The 19,235-nt window shown below is 55.2% G+C and carries 14 protein-coding genes; 8 read left to right on the top strand and 6 right to left on the bottom strand.

What is annotated here, in order from left to right; genetic code table 11:
* Positions 1–75 precede the first annotated feature (75 nt).
* Positions 76–2,643 carry a glycosyl hydrolase family 95 catalytic domain-containing protein gene (locus KDC22_RS08265; RefSeq protein ID WP_211722689.1) on the bottom strand — a complete coding sequence of 856 codons (2,568 nt, stop codon included), beginning with the start codon at positions 2,641–2,643 and terminating at the stop codon, positions 76–78.
* A gap of 299 nt (positions 2,644–2,942) precedes the next feature.
* On the opposite strand from KDC22_RS08265, the gene KDC22_RS08270 reads away from it, so the two are divergent.
* Positions 2,943–3,806, top strand: a complete 864-nt coding sequence (locus KDC22_RS08270) for a helix-turn-helix transcriptional regulator (RefSeq protein ID WP_211722690.1) — start codon at positions 2,943–2,945, stop codon at positions 3,804–3,806.
* A 101-nt stretch (positions 3,807–3,907) separates the two neighbouring features.
* On the opposite strand, the gene KDC22_RS08275 is transcribed toward KDC22_RS08270, so the two are convergent.
* Together KDC22_RS08275 and KDC22_RS08280 are read right to left on the bottom strand one after the other, a co-directional pair.
* On the bottom strand, positions 3,908–5,413 hold the full coding sequence (locus KDC22_RS08275) for an amidase (RefSeq protein ID WP_211722691.1): 1,506 nt from the start codon (positions 5,411–5,413) through the stop codon (positions 3,908–3,910).
* A gap of 91 nt (positions 5,414–5,504) precedes the next feature.
* The gene (locus KDC22_RS08280; protein WP_211722692.1) at positions 5,505–6,086 is read right to left on the bottom strand and encodes an LOG family protein; all 582 of its coding nucleotides are present in this window, start codon (positions 6,084–6,086) and stop codon (positions 5,505–5,507) included.
* A 979-nt stretch (positions 6,087–7,065) separates the two neighbouring features.
* Between KDC22_RS08280 and ltrA the strand changes: the two genes are divergently transcribed.
* Positions 7,066–8,358, top strand: coding sequence for a group II intron reverse transcriptase/maturase (ltrA, locus tag KDC22_RS08285; protein ID WP_211720874.1), 1,293 nt, complete (start codon positions 7,066–7,068; stop codon positions 8,356–8,358).
* Positions 8,359–8,563: 205 nt separating this feature from the next.
* Complete coding sequence (gene tyrS / locus KDC22_RS08290) at positions 8,564–9,823, top strand: tyrosine--tRNA ligase (RefSeq protein ID WP_211723947.1); 1,260 nt, start codon at positions 8,564–8,566, stop codon at positions 9,821–9,823.
* Positions 9,824–9,959: 136 nt separating this feature from the next.
* Here the strand turns inward: tyrS and KDC22_RS08295 are convergent, their stop codons facing one another.
* Positions 9,960–10,448, bottom strand: coding sequence for a YfbM family protein (locus tag KDC22_RS08295; RefSeq protein WP_211722693.1), 489 nt, complete (start codon positions 10,446–10,448; stop codon positions 9,960–9,962).
* Positions 10,449–10,492: 44 nt separating this feature from the next.
* Positions 10,493–10,678, bottom strand: a complete 186-nt coding sequence (locus tag KDC22_RS08300) for a hypothetical protein (protein WP_211722694.1) — start codon at positions 10,676–10,678, stop codon at positions 10,493–10,495.
* A gap of 281 nt (positions 10,679–10,959) precedes the next feature.
* Between KDC22_RS08300 and KDC22_RS08305 the strand changes: the two genes are divergently transcribed.
* Together KDC22_RS08305 and KDC22_RS33750 are read left to right on the top strand one after the other, a co-directional pair.
* On the top strand, positions 10,960–11,967 hold the full coding sequence (locus tag KDC22_RS08305) for an FIST signal transduction protein (protein ID WP_211722695.1): 1,008 nt from the start codon (positions 10,960–10,962) through the stop codon (positions 11,965–11,967).
* A 128-nt stretch (positions 11,968–12,095) separates the two neighbouring features.
* Positions 12,096–13,157 (top strand): methyl-accepting chemotaxis protein, encoded by a 1,062-nt coding sequence (locus tag KDC22_RS33750; RefSeq protein ID WP_211722696.1) that lies wholly within the window; start codon positions 12,096–12,098, stop codon positions 13,155–13,157.
* A gap of 1,039 nt (positions 13,158–14,196) precedes the next feature.
* On the opposite strand, the gene KDC22_RS08315 is transcribed toward KDC22_RS33750, so the two are convergent.
* A complete protein-coding gene (locus KDC22_RS08315) occupies positions 14,197–15,099 on the bottom strand; it encodes a LysR family transcriptional regulator (RefSeq protein ID WP_211722697.1) in 903 nt (300 codons plus the stop codon).
* Positions 15,100–15,269: 170 nt separating this feature from the next.
* On the opposite strand from KDC22_RS08315, the gene KDC22_RS08320 reads away from it, so the two are divergent.
* The 3 genes from KDC22_RS08320 to KDC22_RS08330 are packed head-to-tail and all read left to right on the top strand — an operon-like array spanning position 15,270 to position 19,216.
* Positions 15,270–16,394: an extracellular solute-binding protein gene (locus KDC22_RS08320; protein ID WP_246553394.1), complete on the top strand. Its 1,125-nt coding sequence runs from the start codon at positions 15,270–15,272 to the stop codon at positions 16,392–16,394.
* A 6-nt stretch (positions 16,395–16,400) separates the two neighbouring features.
* Positions 16,401–18,086 (top strand): ABC transporter permease, encoded by a 1,686-nt coding sequence (locus tag KDC22_RS08325; RefSeq protein WP_211722698.1) that lies wholly within the window; start codon positions 16,401–16,403, stop codon positions 18,084–18,086.
* Positions 18,083–19,216, top strand: a complete 1,134-nt coding sequence (locus KDC22_RS08330; protein WP_211722699.1) for an ABC transporter ATP-binding protein — start codon at positions 18,083–18,085, stop codon at positions 19,214–19,216. The genes KDC22_RS08325 and KDC22_RS08330 overlap by 4 nt, the downstream gene beginning before the upstream one ends.
* Positions 19,217–19,235 lie beyond the last annotated feature (19 nt).

Genomic DNA, 19,235 nt, shown 5'->3' on the forward strand with positions numbered 1-19,235 from the left:
AGAGCCATAGAAGCAGCGCTCCTCCTATTCTGGAAGGGCGCTGCTTGTGTGCTTTGGGGATCTCCCCCACGTATCTCACCTCTGATTCCGCTTAAGGATGCGGATGGTCTCCCCGGAAGCTGTCTGCATCTTACCTTGTGGTCCGGTATGGACCTGTACCTCCCCGGAGGAACCGGTACATTCGGCCCCCTGCTCCCAGGGGATATAGAAGGATAGCGGTGCGCCTGCTTCACTGAATACTTCCATCCACTGCACCTCACCTGCCTGGAAGGCTGCGCTGACCAGGAAGCCGCCGACTGCGCGCAGTCGCTGGAATTCCGCGCTCTGTTGCTCCGGCCAATTGGGGAAGAAGCGGAGCACACCATTGTAGCTCTGGAGCAGGCATTCATTGATGACGGCGGGCAGTGCGAAATTCTCGAACCAGATGCCCATGCGTGACATGTAATTGAAGTCGTCCGTATCGGAGTAGCGCCCGCCGCTCATCAGCACTTTATCTGTGCAGGTGCCGTTAGGAAGCAGGCAATAGGCTACTTGCCGCTTGAACCGCTCCAGATCCAGAATGCCGAGCCGTGCTCCGGCCAGGGGCTGGAATACCAGCTCATTGCCGCCTTCATTGAGATGATTGCGGTAAGTATTCACCGCCATCTGATACTCCGCAGGAGGGGAATGCAGGCCGTGTTCTTCGCCGGGAAAGACCGTGGACAGCGGTACCGGAACGTTGTATACAACCTCCGGGTCTTCACCTGCCACTGAGACAAATACACGGCCGGATGTAGAGTCGGCTGTCGGATATTCCGGGAAGTGGTTCAGGATATCCTGTACTTGTGTAAGCAGCATGGCTTCCGCTTCTTCCCGTTCCAGCACGGCGCAAGCCTCGATGAATGCCCGGAAGATAAACCGGGTTAGTGTCAGATCAATCAGGCAATCACTGTTGCGGGCGAATCCGGGGGTGATCTCATACAGCTCAGGGACAACGGTGGGGAAAATATGATAACAGCCGTCTTCCCGGAGCTGCCTGTTTACCTCAGTGCGCTGCATGTAAGCCGTCATGAACAGGACAGCTTCCTTCATGGGGGTGAAGGCGCGGCTGCGCAGGAATTCCTTATCCATCGAATACAGATAATGCCACCATAGACTCTGTACAGTCCAGGGAGTCTCACAGATCTCCCAGCCCCAGTGCGGGACAGGGTAAGGCATCATGCCCATCTCTACCGGATAAGCTGAATGCGGGAAATAGGCACCGGGCAGGCCGTAATAGTCACTCGCCCACTTGCGGCTGACTGGCAGGACATGATCCACGAGATCTGCATAGGGCAGATGCTTCTCCAGATGGTTGCTGGAGAACGTCACCCAGAAGGGCTGCTGCGTGTTGTAGTTCATATGATAGTCTCCGTGCCATTCCGCTCCGATTGCGCCGTAGCTCCAGTTGGCGAACAGACCGGGGCAGGTGACCCCCGCCTTGACCGAGCAGTTCAGGAAGTAGAGATTGCGGTACCAGATCTGCTCCAGGAATTCATCCTCCAGGGCCACGAAGGAATGCTCCCAGTATTCCCTCCAGGCTTCACGGGTCTGCGCCAGGGCATGGCCGTAACCGGCACGTGTCGGCGTGTTCACCTTAGCTGAAACGCCGGGTCCGGGTCCGGTTCTGCCAATGGGTATCTCCGTTGCGAGTCCCTCCCGCAATTCGGCGCAGGCCAGGAAGCCGCCGGATTCCCCGGAGGTGTCCAGACGTACGCCATCGCTGCCAGAGTTGCCGTCTGCCCCCGGCAGCCGGAGTGCCAGCCGGAAGGCCTTATCCCGCTCGTGCGGGATGTATGGCGAAGCGGGAAACTCCAGGTACGGCAGAATCTGTGTAAAAGCCAGCAGGCCCGCAGCAGCCTCATTCTCCCAATGCGCCGGAGGGAATTCCAGCGGCGTCTTGGGATCGGGGATCAGCCTTGCCTCATGGAATAACGGCACCTGGTTACCGGTTGCTGAATCTGTGACCGACATCCATACCCGGTCCTGGTCTGCTTCCACAAACAGCTCGAACACCGCCGGGTTACCGCCGATCAGGAAGTCAATCGTGCAGCGCCCCTCGCCAATGTGGACGGTATGGCCCAGTACCTCAGCCTTGCGCCGGTCGAACCGGAGCAGGAGCGAGCCGCAGGGCATCGGGCGCGGATAGGGCTGGCTGTAATTGTCTCCGGCCATTTCGCAGTATTCCCGGTACCAGGGGTTGTCTGTGAGGTGCGGAAGATCGGCCGGAAGGACGGCGATGCGGCCGTACACCTCCTGGAACGTCATGATCTCCTCCGCGTGATGCTCGGCAATCCGGATATCCCAGACATTGTTGTGTCCGAAGTGCAGCATGAGCGCATCCGGCCGGGTGGTCACCACCACGCCCAGCCCGCCGTTGCCCAGCAGCGCCCCCTCGAAGAAGTCCGCCGCCGGGCCTGCGAAGGTGATGTTATGCCGCCGGGCCTGCTCCCGGGTATGAACCTGACCGCTTGCCGTATGATTAGATGCCGCTGCTGATCCCTTATCTGCTGCCTCCAGCGGCGCTGCCTTAGCCTTTACCTCCGTCACTGTCGTCACCGTCACCGTCGCCTCCGTCACTGTTGTCTCCGTGGCCGCCGCCGAGGGTACACTGTTTGTTGTCATGATCGTTATGCCTCCTCCAAGCTGTGTTCACCTATTACTCAGGTGCGCCAAACCTTCGTTATGGTTTACCTGTATGAATCGTAGGCGACTCCTGCCCGAATGTATTTAGCGGAGCGTCCGGTTGTTGCACAATCGGCAGGTAAAATGAACCGGAGCCTCTATAGCCCGGCCCGAACGGGGAAAAGGTACGCTGCCCTTGCAACTGTACCTTTACGCTGAGCAGTCAGCGGCTTATAGTCAGGTCAGAAAGCGCTATCAAATCATAGTAAGAGTGATATCCATGTGGAGGGGGAACCCTGTTGAACTTTTCAGCCATACACCCATACGTCTATCTGGCTACACGGTACCCCTTTGCAAGCGGGCAATCCAGTTCCCCGCGGATCTGCTATATGAGTTCAGTCTACCTGATCGGCGGAGGCTACGGGACGCTGCTTACCGGCGGACAGACCCTGCGGGTCGGTCCGGGAATGCTGATTCACCTTCCGCCCGGGCAGCTGCATGAATGGCGTGCCGACGATGAGCACCCGATGGTTCATCTGTGCTGCTATTTCGACTGGCAGCATGTGGACCGGGAAGGCTGCTTCGACTGGGCCTGCCCGATTTGTTATAAGCCGGAGGAACTGCAGGAGGAGATGCTGGGTCCGTTGTTTCCGTATCCGCTTCCGCAGGTGACGGATGCGGGGCTGCTGCGCGGGTGGACGGAGCGGTTTCAGAAGTTCTACAAGGCAGGGGAGTTCGACCATGCGCAGACCTTCTTCCGCAATCTGACCATCCAGCGTAATTTCCAGGAATTCATAGAGGATCTGCTGCATCTGCTGCTGAAGGACCAGCGGATTCCGGACCGGCGGATCAGCGGGCTGCTGGAGCAGCTGGAGCAGGATCTGCTGCATGATGTGCCGAAGCCGCTGGAGACGTATTACAGCAGGCTTCAACTGAGCAGAGGGCATTTCTTCGAGCTGTTCCGCAGATCTACCGGGGTCTCGCCGGTAGAATACATGAACCGCTTCCGGATTAACCGGGCCAGAGAAGATCTGCTGCACAGTCCGCTGAGCATCACCGCTATTGCCGCGAAATACCATTTCAGCTCGCTGCATTATTTCTCGCGGCTCTTCCACCGGCAGACGGGCCAGACTCCGCGGGAATTCCGGCAGCTCCGCCGGTGAACAGCGGTCCGGCCGGGCAGGATAGAGCAAAAGGGCCGCCGGCAGCTATATTTCACGCTGCACAGGCGGCCCTTATTGAACACATCCAGAAGCAGAACAGATCAGGCAAAGCCCGGATTCCCCTTCATCCCCACCCACAGCCCGGATTGTTCCAGGCAGGCGGCCAGCTGGAGCAGCAGGTCCTCGCGTCCCTTGGAGGCCATGACCTGAACGCCGATCGGCATCCCCTCTGCCGTAAGATGTAACGGCACGCTCATGGCCGGCTGGCCGGTCAGATTGGCAAGCTGAGTGAACGGGGTGTAGGTCAGGCTGGGCTCGAACATCTCGTAGATCATCCGCCGCTGCGCGTCCTTGGGCAGTCCGCTGACTTGCAGCAGCTCCTCTGTCTGCGACGCGTTCTGCGTCAGCTCCCCGATCCTTGGTGCGGAATCCGCATTGGCTGGTGTGATGTACAGATCGAAGCGGTCCATCAGCGCTGCCATCTGCGCAGCAGCCACATCCCATTCGTGCAGACTATGCACGAATTCTGCCGCCGAGACCTGCTTGCCGGCTTCGGCCAGCACCCAGGTGACAATATCCACTTCATCCGCCGCAATCGGACGGCCCATGCCGCTCTCCAGCGACAGGAACATCGCGGAGACTTCTCCGGCGTTCATCGTGTAGTAGTTATCCATCAGCCGGACTCCGTTGACCGGACTCAGCTTCTCTTCGACCTCATAGCCCTCGGACTCCAGCCATTGCACGGTCTTCAGCACCGCTTGTACCGCCTCGGCAGATACCGGTGTTCCCACCGGCGACGCCGTGGTGAATGCGATCCGCAGCTTGCGCTGTGCAGGCTTCAGCATATCCTCCAGATAGACGCCCGGATACAGCGGGGTCTGAAAAGCAGCTTCCGGCTGCACCACCTGCAGCAGATCAAGCATCGCGGCACTGTCACGCACAGACCGTGTCAGGGCGAAATCAATCGACGCGCCTTGCCACTGGCGGCCGATTCCCGGCCCTACCGGCGTGCGCCCGCGCGTCGGCTTCAGCCCGAACAGGCCGGTGAAGGAGGCCGGAATGCGGATCGAGCCGCCTCCGTCACTGGCTCCGGCGGCCGGAACGATCCCTGCGGCAACCGCCGCCGCCGCTCCGCCGCTGGAGCCGCCGGGCGAACAGGCGGGATTCCAGGGGTTGCGCGCCGGGCCGTGGAGCAGGGGCTCGGTGATGTTTTTGAGGCCGAATTCAGGAGTGTTCGTATGTCCCAGCGGAATGAAGCCGCCCCGCCGGATACGGGCTACATAGTTGGAGTCACGCTTCGCAATATGGTCCTTCATCAGCAGGGCGCCCGAAGTCAGCGGTTCTCCGCCGATCGCCTGGGAGATATCCTTCAGCAGGAAGGGGACACCGGCGAACGGACGGGAGCGGTCTGCGGGATCGGCAGGCATCTCATCGGCTTCCCTCAGCGCGGCCTCCCGGCGGGTGCGCACCACCGCATTCAGCAGCGGGTTGATTTCATCCATCCGGGTGAAGGCTGACTCTACAAGCTCACGGGGGGAGACTTCACGTGCTTTGACAAGGGCGGCAAGCCCCAGAGCATCGTAACCGGAATAAGCAGACAACGACATATGAATGACCTCTTTCTGGCAGGGGCGGGCAGTCTACGGAACGATAGCTGCGGTCTGCAGGTAGTGATAACGGGATTATGGCGGCGGCTGATCAGGTACGATCTTCAGTCAGATATTGCTTCACCGGAGGAGGGGTGTAGTCTGCGAACTGCCGCAGGATTCCCTCGGGAGTCGTATCGTTCAGCATGATGGAATGATGTTTCTCCTGCATGAACTTGTCCTTGGCCATGTTGCCGAACAGGGCAATCAGCGGATCATAATAATGATTCACATTGAGCAGTCCGCAAGGCTTCTGATGCAGGCCGAGCTGCGCCCAGGTGAAGATCTCGAAATACTCCTCCATGGTGCCCGGTCCGCCCGGCATGGCAATGAATCCGTCGGCAAGCTCAGACATCTTGAGTTTCCGCTCGTGCATAGAGTCGACCATGATCAGTTCCGTGAGCTGCTTATGCTCAATTTCCCGTTGCTTGAGAAAATGCGGCAGCACCCCGATCACGCGTCCCCCCGCCTGCATGACGCTATCTGCAATGGCCCCCATCAGGCCGACGGTGGCTCCGCCGTAGATCAGTGTGAGGTTGCGGGCGGCAAGCTCCTTGCCCAGTTGAACCGCATATTCTTTATATACGGGTAAGGCTCCGTCACTCGAACCGCAGAAGACAGCGATACTTTTCATATGAGTCTGACACTCCTTTACCTATGGTAATGTGATCATGGGAACAATTGTTTTTCCCTAATAATGTATCACGGATTTCCGGCTGTGCAAATTTTTCTCCGCTTGGAGCAGGCCGGTGATCCAGGGTGCGGCCTCTGCATTGACAACATTTTATGAAGCGGCTATACTTTCTGTAATCTTATAGTTGGTATACGTTGAACGAGCCAGTAGCAGACTTGTCCCTGTTCCCAGAGAGCCGGGGGTTGATGGAACCCGGTACACACAAGCGGACTGCGAATTACGCCTCGGGAGTATCTTGGGTAATGCCAAGCGGAGCTAAGCGAACGATAACTCGCCTAAGAGTGGTACGGGCCTGATACAGTATGAGGTCTGTGCAATTTGGGTGGTAACACGGTTAATTCTAATCGTCCCTGTGTCTGAATAGACAAGGGGCGATTTTTTTTGTTGGGCGTGCCCAGAGGCACGCATTATCTAGTTGGTGAAAGTCCAACCAAAGGAGGGACCAAGCTACCTTTGTAGCTAGGATGCTTGCACATGGCGAAATCTGTGTGTAAAAGCGCATCGACAAAAGTACTGGTCAGAGACCGGGCGAGCAACAATTCAGGCCGCAACATCAAGTGAATCCTGCCGCGTCGTCAAAAAGGCCCTGCAAAGGGGAACAGAGGGAGCCGAGTCCCGCTATTATGGACGAAGGCCAAGGAAGCTGTGCAGAACTTGGAACAACAGTGAAGAACCCTCCGGCGTATAGGGAACGGCATGGATTGAAAGATAATGCAGTGAACTGGGGAGACCCTCCCCCACACGGAATTTTTTTTTTAGGAACCCGTAAAGAGGCGCTCTATAAGTCCAGAAGACGAAGTGAACCGTCTGTGGGAAGGGAGTCCGAGGGGCTCGTAGTACCGAAGAACCTAAGGACAACATAACCTTAGGGAGGGAAGGAGCCCTGCTTTGTTTACGCTTTTGGAGGAGGTACGAGTGAGTGAATGCCAAACGGCTAACGACACCCAAGGAAAAAGTTCAAGAACTCCAAGAAAAGCTAGGTCATGCGGCCAAGGAGAACAACAAGCGTAAATTCCACGCCTTGTACGACAAAGTCTACCGGTGGGATGTGCTATGCGAAGCCTGGAAACGGGTGAAAGCGAATAAGGGAGCTGCGGGAGTGGATGCCGTAACGCTCGCTGAAATCGAGAAACAAGGAGTGACGAGATTTCTCAAAAGCTGTGAGCAAGAATTGAAAGAAGGCAGCTACCATCCGCAGCCGGTTCGGCGGCACTATATCCCGAAGAAAGATGGGAAGCCAAGACCGCTAGGCATCCCTACCGTACGGGACCGTGTCTTACAAATGGCAACCAAACTGGTGATTGAACCCATCTTTGAAGCCGATTTTAAAGAAGTCTCCTTCGGATTTCGTCCAAAACGAAGTGCCAAAGGAGCGCTGGAGCGAATCCGGAAAGCCTGCAACCGCAAAGGAAATTGGGTAGTCGACGTCGATATCCAAGGTTACTTCGACCATATCAATCAAGAGAAACTCATGAAATTGGTACAGATGCGTATCAATGACAGACGGATTCTGAAGCTCATACGGAAGTGGCTTCATGCGGGAATAATGGAAGAAGGAAAGGTACGGCGCTCCGATCTAGGGACACCCCAAGGTGGTGTCATCTCGCCACTGCTGGCGAATATCTATTTGAACTACTTTGACCGGTTATGGGAAAAACACGGAAGTGGACTGGGAGAACTGACGAGGTATGCAGACGACTTCGTCGTGGTCTGTAAAACCAAAAAGGATGCAGAACATGCGTATGAACTCATCCGCACCATTATGGAACGTCTAGAACTCACGCTGCATCCGACCAAAACCCGCATTGTAGGTCTGTGGACAGGAGACGAAGGCTTCGACTTCTTAGGAATGCACCACCGAAAAACGAAAGCAGAAACTTCTCAAGGGAAGGTGTACTATACCACCCAGCAGTGGCTAACGAAGAAGGCAGAGGAACGTATCCGAGGCGTGGTCAAAGACCGATTAGCACCGCCCGGCATGCGCTGGAAATCGTTCGTGGAACACGTGGAATGGCTCAATCCAAAGATACAGGGATGGAGAAATTATTACTACACGAACTACAGCCAAAAGAGATTAGCCAAGCTGGATTGGTATATCCTGCAGCGATTTACGCGGTGGTATGCGAAGAAGAGACAACGGAGGAGATGGATGAGTTCATTCCCGGAGGTCAAGTATATGGTCAATAAGTGTGGACTAAAAACGCTATTGTAATCTGCATGCCCATGAATGACAAACATCGGAAAGCCGTATGAGGGAAAACCTCACGTACGGTTTGATGAGGAGGGGCTGGGTTGTACCAGCCCTTTACTCTAGAATGTGCTGCTTCCGGCTCCCGTGGCTGTTACGGGCATACTCACTGCTCAGTCAACGAATACCAAAGGATATCCAAAAACAAACCAAAAAGGGGCTGTACATGTTGAACATTATCGACGAGCTATTGTGGCGCGACGCCATTAACCAGCAGACAGATGCGGACGGACTGCGTGAATTAACGGATAGTAAGGCAGTCTCGCTGTATTGCGGCGTGGACCCTACAGGCAACAGCATGCATATCGGTCACCTGATTCCCTTCATGGTGCTTCGGCGCTTCCAGCTGGCCGGTCACCGTCCTGTGATTCTGATCGGAGGCGCTACGGGAACCATCGGCGATCCGAGCGGACGCCAGAGCGAACGCTCCCTGCAGACGCTGGAGCAGGTGCAGGAGAATGTGGATGCGCTGACGGCCCAGATGAAGAAGCTCTTCCAGGCAGGGGACGACAACCAGGTCCGGCTGGTCAATAACTACGACTGGACCAAGGATATGAATGTCATTGAATTCCTGCGTGATTTCGGCAAAAACTTCAGCATCAACACAATGCTCGCCAAGGATGTAGTCGCAAGCCGTCTGGACAGCGGGATCTCGTTCACCGAGTTCTCCTACCAGATCCTCCAGTCGATTGACTACCTGCACCTGTACCAGCATGAGGATGTGCAGCTTCAGGTCGGCGGTTCGGACCAATGGGGCAATATCACCAGCGGCCTGGATCTGATCCGTAAAAAAGAAGGCAACGAAGCCAAAGCCTTCGGCCTGACCATCCCGCTGATGCTTAAGGCAGACGGTACCAAGTTCGGCAAAACCGCCGGCGGCGCGATCTGGCTTGATCCGAAGCAGACTACCCCTTACGAGTTCTACCAGTTCTGGGCGAACACCGATGACCGCGATGTAGTGAAATACCTGAAATACTTCACCTTCCTGAGCAAAGAGGAAATCGAGGCGCTGGAGGAGAAGGTGGCGACGGAGCCGCATAAACGCGAGGCCCAGAGAACCCTGGCCGAAGAGATGACCCGCTTCGTGCACAGCGAGGAGCTGCTGGAGCAGGCCAAGCGGATTAGCGCCGCGCTGTTCAGCGGGGATATCCGCTCGCTGACCGCCGATGAAATTGAGGAAGGCTTCAAGGAAATGCCGACCTTCACAGCCGGCAAGGAATCGAAGAACATTGTGGACTGGCTGGTGGAGCTGGGGATTGAGCCGTCCAAACGCCAGGCGCGTGAGGACATCACCAAAGGCGCTATTTCCATCAACGGGGAGCGTGTGAACGAGCTGGAGACGGAGATTACCGCTGAGCAGGCCATCGGCGGCAAATTCATCATCGTCCGCAAAGGCAAAAAGAACTACAGCCTGGTGAAGCTGGGTTAACCGAAGCTGCGGGTGTAGAGTGTTGAAGGAGATAAGTTTCTAAAGAAGCAGGTTGCAAAAAGAAGCTATCCCGCTGTCAGGAATGACAGGGATAGCTTCTTTTGTTGCATGAAATATAGCCTAACAGAAACTTATCTCAGAAAATATAGAAGATCAGACCTTTACCGGCGGCTGCAGTCCGGCTGTAGAAACGCTTGATTTCGTTGAAAAACTGAAGCAGGTAGGCGAAAAAGGCAGGCCCATCCTCATCTGTAACCGAGCCAGGCTCAAGAGGATACACCTCGTCCTTGACCATGGCCGGGAAATCATACCGCTGGCGGAGCTGCGCTTCATCCAGCCCGGATATAGCCTGGAGCGCTTCGGCCACTTGCCCGGCCCGCAGATAAAAGGCCCCGAATGAGCCGAATTCAAGGCCATTGTCTGATGTTAGCGGAACCACGTAGCCTAACGGGGCCGCTCCATCTGAAATATCTCCGCAGAGCAGGTAATGAATCGCCTCCCAGGTTCTATCAATATCCAGTCCGGGATAATCGTCTATGTTCAAACTTGTAAGTGAGGTATTGCCTGCTGCAACTTGCTCCACCAGGGTGTCCTCCATCGCAAAGTAATATCCGCGCATCGCCATTGACAGCCATCCTCCCATTGTTGATGATCTTGATCACATGAAGCTTAATCCTCAAGCAGCGCAAGCTTGTCTTCGAGTTCAGCCAGCTTCGCCCGGATGGCTTCCACGCGTGGTTTGTCTTGTGCCTGTACAGCCGCTGACAACTCATCCTGTGCAACACCGATCTGATATTCGAGATAAGTGTAATCCGATGCAGCGGCAGGGTGGGTGGAACGTTGTGAATAGGTCATGTACCGAGTCCTCCTTTCTATACAATCACGTGATGGTTACGGCCTCGTTAACATTGCAATGATATGTTCATGATACAATCTTTACCGGAAGGGCTCAACCTCGTGCCGTGGGACAAGCCGCGGACGTTATTGCGACATTTTTCACAGACAATGAACCCTGTTCTGGTTTTACCATAAGAAGGTATTGAAAATTAAAGCTTAATTTTTCAGTAACAGTGTGCGGAGGCGCAATCCGCAAAGGAAGGTTGATATACATAATGATAGCTGTATCTTTTAACACAATGAATGAAGCCAGACGCCATCTGGAGGAACTGGACGGGAACCGGGGACTGGTGCTGTTCGCTTCGGCTGCGGCCGTCCGGGAATTGTCCCTCCATGCCCCCTCCCGGGCGGTATTGTGCTCAACCAAAGGGGAATACACTCCGCAGGGCTACCGCAGCGGCGTAATTACAGGGTTCGAATACGAAGCGGATCTGGCAGATATCGTAGAGATTCTGCATCCGCCTGTGCTTAGCGCAAGTGCACTGGATGCGGCTTACCGCAAAGTCGAGGGCAATGCGAACGCTTTTCTGCTGCTCCTGTGTGACGGTAAGGGTGGGATGGAGGAGATGATCCTCTCCTCGCTGTATTTTATGGACCCGCAGTTCAAGGTGATCGGCGGCAGTGCGGCGGATGATGAGGGCGGCGAGACTTATCTGTATATGGGCACCCGCCGGGTGAGGAATCTGGGGATTTATTTCAATATGTCTGCCCGTACAGCCCTGGTCAAAGAGAATATTTATGTCCGGACCGGGAAGACACTGCTGGTGACGGAAGCCGATGTCTTCGGCAGAACGGTATATTCCTTCAACGGCCGGCCTGCCGCCGGGGAATATGCGCGTGTGCTGGGCGTGCCGGAGGAGGAGCTGGCAGAACATTTTCTGAGTAACCCCCTGGGCAAAAGATATGAAGATGATCTGATCATAGCCTCTCCGATGGCGGTCCGTCCGGACGGTGCGGTCACCTTTTACAGCCAGGTTATGTCTAGTACTTATGTGGAGGTGCTGAGTTCAGCCGACCCGCTTGCCGTGCTGGAGGAGACGCTTGGCGGCAGTCCGTATAAGCCTTCCTTTGTGCTTAACATTAACTGTACGCTGCGGGATCAGCTGTTTACACGGGATGGTCTTTGGGGGGCTTTTGACATGGCGATGCTCGAATTCTGCGGCAATACTACAGGCTTCATCAGCTACGGAGAACAATATTATAACAGACATGCCAATCAGACGATGATTCTGCTGCTGGTTGAATAAGGGAGAGCTTACATATGATGCAGTGGATAAGTAAATTGCGCACTTCTTGGGGGAAAAACACCTCTGCCGGAGATATTCATAGTTACAGTAACGGTCAGAGCAATGAAAGCGGGTCAAGAGAGAGGGGCATGGCAGAGCGCGAGATCGCGGCTAAGGATATGGCTGCAGCTACGGGGACGGTTATGGCAAATGGAAAGATCACAGCAGGAGGAGCAGGCGCTTACGCATCTGTCCCTCAAGCTGGCATGGATGGCAGCAGGTCGCCTGCATCTGCTTCCGGCGCTGTGTCCTACGGGGAACATGCCTATGCCTTGGCAGAGCAGCTCCGCCATGAAACCGGAGAAATCCTGAAAGAAGAAGCCCGGATGGTTGAGGAGTTCGAAGCGTTGCGGGCAGGCGGCGGCGAGCTGATCGGTCAAATTGGCGGGACCCAGAAGCTGCTGGAGCATTTGAAGGACAACAGCGGACAGACCGAGAATCTGATTAATGAAATGTACGGCAGCCTGTCCTATTCCTCCAACAAAATCGAATTTGCCAAGGAAGCCAATATTCAGATCTCTGCGGAAATGCAGAAGGCTTCGGCGGTCTTCACTGAATTCGTAGCCTTGAATGAGGATCTGCGGCAGCATTTCCATAGCATTGAACAGCTGGCGAAGATCATCACGGATATCGCTGAGCAGACGAATCTGTTATCGCTGAACGCAGCGATTGAGGCGGCGCGGGCCGGAGAGCATGGACGCGGCTTCGCCGTCGTCTCCACTGAAATCCGCAAGCTGGCGGACAGCACCCGCAGCCATGTGAAGGAGATCATGGGCTCGCTCTCTGGAATGACCAGCGTGATGGAGCAGCTGCACAACAAGTCCGGGGACGGGATGCTCGCCATGAATGAGACCACTGCCAAGATCGGCGAGTCCACGGTCTATATGAATGAGATTGTTGTCGCTGAAGAGCAGGTATTCGAGCATCTGGAGAAAATCCAGGAGTCCCAGGAGAGCAGCATGGAGGATGTCGAGCAGATCAACGGCGATCTGCTGCGGATTCTGGAGAAGTCGGGCCAGGATACCGACCAGTTCCGCCTGCTGGTCCTCACCGTCCAAAAGAAAGCCGACCATTACCAGCAGCTGCTGAATCATCTGCATCAGATCGGGCTGCTGCAGCAGCTTGAGGAGGCAGAGAAGATCAGCGTGTAAGGAGAAGCGGCTAACTAGAATGCAATTAACGGCTCTTTAGCGGGCCATAAGCGGGCAGATGATAAGAGAGATAGCGGGCATAAGAAAGAGACAATGCGGGCGTAAGATATGAGACTGCATCCTTCAGCGGAGCTGGCGGGTGTGGTTTTTTTGTTGTGAGTAGTGATAATATCTCTGAATCTAACTAGTTAGTGCGCCTGAATTCACTGGACGCGCGGAAATGAGCGAATAAGGAGCAGTAGTGCACCTGAATTGACTGGACGCTGGGGAAATGAGGAAATGAAGAGCAGTAGTGCACCTGAATTCAGCGGCCACGGGCTAAGTGAGTAAATGAGGAGTAGTAGTGCACCTGAATTCAGCGGACACAGGCTAAATGAGCCAATGAGGAGCAATAGTGCACCTCAATTTAGCAGCCACGGGCTAAGTGAGTAAATGAAGAGTAGTAGTGCACCTGAATTCAGCGGACACAGGCTAAATGAGCAAATGAAGAGCACTAGTACACCTGAATTCAGCGGACACGGGCTAAATGAGCAAATGAAGAGCACTAGTGCACCTGAATTCAGCGGACACGGGCTAAGTGAGTAAATGAAGAGCAGTAGTGCACCTTAATATGCCGGATGCCTCCCTCCCGTGAGTGGTAGTCGGAGGGAGTCGGAGGTATAAATCCCTTTGAATCCGCCAGAAGTTGGCAGTAGGCGGGAATGAGAGGTATAAATCCCTCAGAATCAGCCAGAAGTGGGCGGTAGGCGGGAATGAGAGGTATAAATCCATTTGAATCCGCCAGAAGCGGACGGTAGGCAGGAATGAGAGGTGTAAATCCCTCAGGAATCAGCCAGAAGTGGGCGGTAGGCAGGTATGAGAGGTATAAACCCCCCAGAATCGGCCTGAAGTAGGTGGTAGGCAAAAATATTTGAATAAAAGAGTAGAGTAGCCACCCCTCCAACCTATCATAGCATCGCTGAACTATCCCTGCCCCCAATCCAAACCAATCCAATCTATCCCCACTTTCCAACTAATCCCCCATCCCCATTCCCATCCCCTAATCGCCCCTCCCGCCAGTGGTACGGATGAAGTCCACGAAGCTGCGGATGTGTGCGGCATAGATTGGCTCATCCCGGTAAGCCAGGCAGATATGCCTCCGGTTGGTATAGCCTGCTCCGGGCAGAGGGCGCCGGATTAACTCCCCGGCAGCGGTCTCTTTGAGCACACTGCGCAGCGGGAGTACACCGATGCCCGAATTGAATTTCAGCGTCTCCTTAATCGTCTCAATGGCTCCAAGCTCCATCACGGAATGGAACTGCAGTCCGATGTAGGCTGCCCATTCCTCAGCGAGCTGCCGCGAGGTAGAGCCTTGTTCATGCAGCAGGAAAATTTCATGCTCAAGCTGATCCACGCTGAGCGTTTCTGCGGATGCCAGAGGATGCCCCGGATTCAGGACAAGCTGCAGCTCGTCTTCGATGAGCGGCACGATCTGCAGTCCCTTTTCCGGCTCATTCGGCAGGGAGACGATTGCGGCATCAATTTCATGCTGCCGCAGAAGGTAGAGAATGGTCTCCGCTTTTTTTACGGTCAGCAGCAATGCAGTCTCCGGGTGCGCCTGCTTGTACTCCGCGAGGAACGGGGGCATGAAATAAGTGGCCGGGGTATAGCTGGCGCCCAGCTTCAATTTGTTGTGACCCTGCGCTGCCCTTGCCTGCATCCGGTCAGCGGCCTCTTCCATCAGTGAAACTACACGGCGTGCATAAGGCAGCAGCTCGTCTGCCGCTTCGGTACGGATCAGCTTGCGGGACTGCTTCCGGAACAACTGTGTTCCGAGACTCTCCTCAAGCTTCCGCAGATGAAAACTGACGGTAGGCTGCGTCAGCCCGAGCTGATCAGCTGCTTCCTGCAGAGTCCCCCTGCGCATGACCTCGACAAACACCTTTAACTGCTGCACATTCATAGCATTTCGCTCCCCTCTTTTTTGAATATAGAGTTTATCTATCAAACATTCAATACACATAGATATATTTAATAAAACTACCTACCGGGCTTAACGCTGCTCTTACACTATCTTGTTAAAGTTTGAAGTAACGCGAAGGCGAAAAACGATTCTCAAGGGGGATTCTTCAAGTGAAAAGAGAGTGGCGGAAGACAGCGGGTGTTGCAGCAGGGTTGTTATCATTATTGGCCGTGACGGCCTGCGGGGGACAGAATCAGAACGCAGCGGGTGCTGCCGCAAACGGAAACAACCAGGGTGCCGAAGCGACAGCAACAGCCTCATCTACAGCAGTACCAACAGATACAGCCACAAGTACAAATGCCGGCGGTGAGACCCTAACGGTGTATTTGAATGATTTTGACGCGGTAATCGGGGAGATGTTCGAGAAGAAAAGTGGAATCAAGCTCAATATCGTATCCGGGAACGGCGCGGAAATCATGTCCCGGATCGAAGCTGAGAAGGGGAATCCGCAATGGGATGTCGTATGGATCGATGCGATGCCATCCATCTACGGACTGGATGCCAAGGACCAGCTTATGACCGGCTGGACACCGGAGAATGTGGCCGGACTGAAGGACAATTATGAATCGCTGATCCCGGAAGACGGCTCCTACTATCCTACCGGAGCCCATGCCTCTGGAATTATCGTCTACAATAAGACAACCGTTAAAGGTGCAGATATCCCGGCTTCCTGGGAAGATCTGAAAAAAGCGGCTTACAAAGGAAAGCTGGGGATGGCTGATCCTGCAATCGCAGCACCGGCATACCCGTTTGTAGCGAGCTTTTTTGAGGATAAAGGAATGGATGGCGGCAAGGAATATTTCAACCATCTGATGGAGCAGGGGCTCCGTGTCTACCCGAAGAATCCTCAGGTGGTACAAGCCCTTACTTCCGGTGAAATTGATATTGCGGCGCTGCAGGAATCCAATGCCTACTCCATGCTGAGTGCCGGAGAACCGGTGGAGCTGGTATGGCCGGAGGAAGGCGCACCAGCCTCTGTCCGTGTTGCAGCCATTCAGAAGAATACAGACAAAGCCGATGCGGCCAAGCAGTTCGTGAGTTTCCTGCTTGAACCTGAGGTGCAGCAGGAGCTGATTGACAGCGGCGACGAAAGTTATTTTGAACCCTCCGCAGAAGGCGCAACTCCCAAGGCTGACCGGGCTAAGGGTGCCAAGCTGAACTTTACGGATGCCGCCTATGCAAGTGAGCATGAAGCCGAGATCAAGCAGTGGTTCGCTGATCAGGCGGTACAATAGACGGTCATGCTCAGAGTTCTGAATGTAAACCGGCTGGGCTGGATAGTCAGCATTCTGCTGGGTGTTCTAGTCCTGTGCCCGTTAGCGGCGGTAATCATTCAGGTGCTGCTGCCGGGAGTATTCTTTGGAGAGCTGAACTTCGGGGATTTGTCCCTGTTGCTGGATGTATTCAACCGTCCGCTATGGAGAAAATCCCTGGAGAATTCTCTCCTGCTGGGGCTGGGGACGACGCTGTTAGGAACCCTTCTGGGGACAGTGCTGGCGGTGATCCGTTCCCGCTGGAGGTTCGCAGGCGCCGCTGCCCTGGATGCGGCAGCCTGGATCTTGTTCATCATGCCCTCCTTCATCCTTGCCCAGGGCTGGATTATGTTCTCGGCAGGCAATGGTCTGGCGGCTTCGCTGCTGGGCTGGAAGTGGGTCAGCGGTGCGGTGTTTTCTCCCGGAGGACTGATCGTGGTGATGACCTTCAGCAAGTTTCCTCTGGCATATCTTACGGTAAGAGCGGCCATGGAATGGAAAATGGATATGCTGTCACAGGCAGCACGGTTATGCGGTGCCCGTCCATGGCGGGTCTGGCTGAGCATTGAGGCGCCGCTGCTTCTGCCTTCGATCTGCTCAGGAGCTCTGCTGGTCTTTATGGATACCATAGGTGATTTCGGATTGCCTTCGGCGATAGCCGTGGTGTACCGTTTCCCGACACTGCCTTATTCTATCTACTCGGCCATTTATACTTCACCGATCCGTTTTGACATGGCCGGGGTGCTGTCATTATATCTGGTGCTGCTGATTACACTGGCAATCGCTGTCCAGTTCTACATTCTGTGCAGGTCCCGTTACGATATTTTGTCAGGACGGGCCGAGCGCCTGATTCCCGGGTCTTCCGGCCAATATCACTGGCTTCTTAGCGGCGCGGTCATTCTGCTGCTCATTGTTGTCATTGGTATTCCGATTGGCTCGAGTCTAGTGATGTCTGTTCTGCAAGTGCAGTCAGACGGCCTGGTCCGCAGCAACCTGACGCTTCAGCATTATGCCGAGCTGTTCCGGCAAGGAGCAGATTTGTTCCCGGGAATCGGCAGATCCCTGGCGATTGCCGCCATTGCTTCGCTGGCCGGGCTTCTCATCGGTCTGGGCGCTGCGTTCGTCCTTTCGTATTCCCGGTTCAGGTTCAAAAAAGCCATCGAGACCGCGACACTAATCTCATTTGCAGTGCCGGGAGTGGTGCTGGGGATCGGGTATATCTTTGTCTGGAATCAAAAATGGCTCGAGGTGCTGGGACTGAGGCTCTACGGCACGCCAACGATTCTCGTATTGGCGGCTATTGCCGGAGCTATTCCGGTGATTACCCGGATGATTACCGGCTCGATGGCTAAAGTCCCCGAGCATCTGCTCGATGCCGCCCAGCTACAGGGAGCTTCGCTGGTCAGCCGGGTGAGAAGGATACTGATCCCGCTGATCCGCGGAGCACTGGTATCGGGTGCACTTGCTGCGTTCGGCTCCTGTGTGTTCGATCTGGCAGTCAATTCGATTCTGTTCCCGCCGAATTTCGTGACTCTGCCGATTGTAATAGATGATGCGTTCGAGGATATGCGGTTTGGCTACGCCTCTGCGGCAACGGTTACCGGAGGAGGCATTATTGTACTGATTCTGATCGTGATTGAAGCGGTCTTCAAGAGAAAAGGGGCTACAGCATGAGAGAGGCACAAGCACAGACGGTTCCGGTGACAGGCAAGCCGCTGCTTGAGGTTAGAAATCTGCAGAAAAGCTACGGCGATTATAAAGCATTAACCGGCCTCAGCCTCGAGCTTCAGGAAGGTGAAATCATCAGCGTGCTGGGCCCGTCCGGCTGCGGTAAATCGACGCTGCTGCAGCTTGTGGCTGGCTTAAGCCGTCCAGACGGTGGCGAGATTCTGCTGCACGGCCAGACCATTGCTACAGCGGCTAAGATGCTGCCGCCCGAAAAACGCGGCATCAACATGGTCTTCCAGGATTATGCGTTATGGCCGCATTTGAATGTGTTTGAGAATGTGGCGTATGGACTGAAGGAGAAACGGATGCCCGCCCAGCAGATGAAAGACAAGGTGGCCGGTGCTCTTGCCCTGCTGCAGCTTGAAGGCTTTGAGCGGCGTCTGCCGCCGCAGCTGTCCGGCGGGCAGCAGCAGCGGGTAGCGATTGCCAGGGCGCTCGTAACCGAACCGAGGCTGATGCTGCTCGATGAACCGCTCTCCAATCTGGATATGCGCCTGCGCGTCGAGATGCGGACGGAAATGTCAGTCCTCTTCCGCAGGCTGAGGATGAGTGTGTTCCATGTCACGCATGACCCGGAGGAAGCCTTTGCTATGGCGGACAGGCTTCTGCTGATGCGCAGCGGTGCGATCGACCAGTTCGATACGCCCTTTGCCTGTTATCATAAACCGGCAAGCCGACAAGCAGCCTCATTGCTCGGAGCCATCAACGTGCTTAAGGGACAATTTGCCGGCACAGCTGAAGAACCGGCTATCGCTTGTTCCGCCGGACGTGTCTCCGGAATCCTGTGTGAGCCGGGAGGGATACTTCAGGTGAACGGCCCCGCTGAGCTGCGTTTCCGTCCGGAAGCACTTGCACTCCTGAGGGAGAATTCAGATATAGCCGGTGAGAGGGACAGGAAGACGAATATTCTGGAGGCCAGGGTCGTCCATTGCACCTTTGAAGGGACGAGATGGCGGACGCTGGCAGAAACGGAAAGAGGCGAAAGACTGTATCTGTTCAGTGAAGACTATGTGGAGACAGACAAGGATATCCGTATGGAACTCCCCAGCCACGCCGCTTATTTGTACGGGCTGTGAGAGAAAAGCGATTTTACCG

Source organism: Paenibacillus tritici (assembly GCF_018207515.1).
In the GTDB taxonomy this organism is placed as follows: Bacteria; Bacillota; Bacilli; order Paenibacillales; family Paenibacillaceae; genus Paenibacillus_AQ; species Paenibacillus_AQ tritici.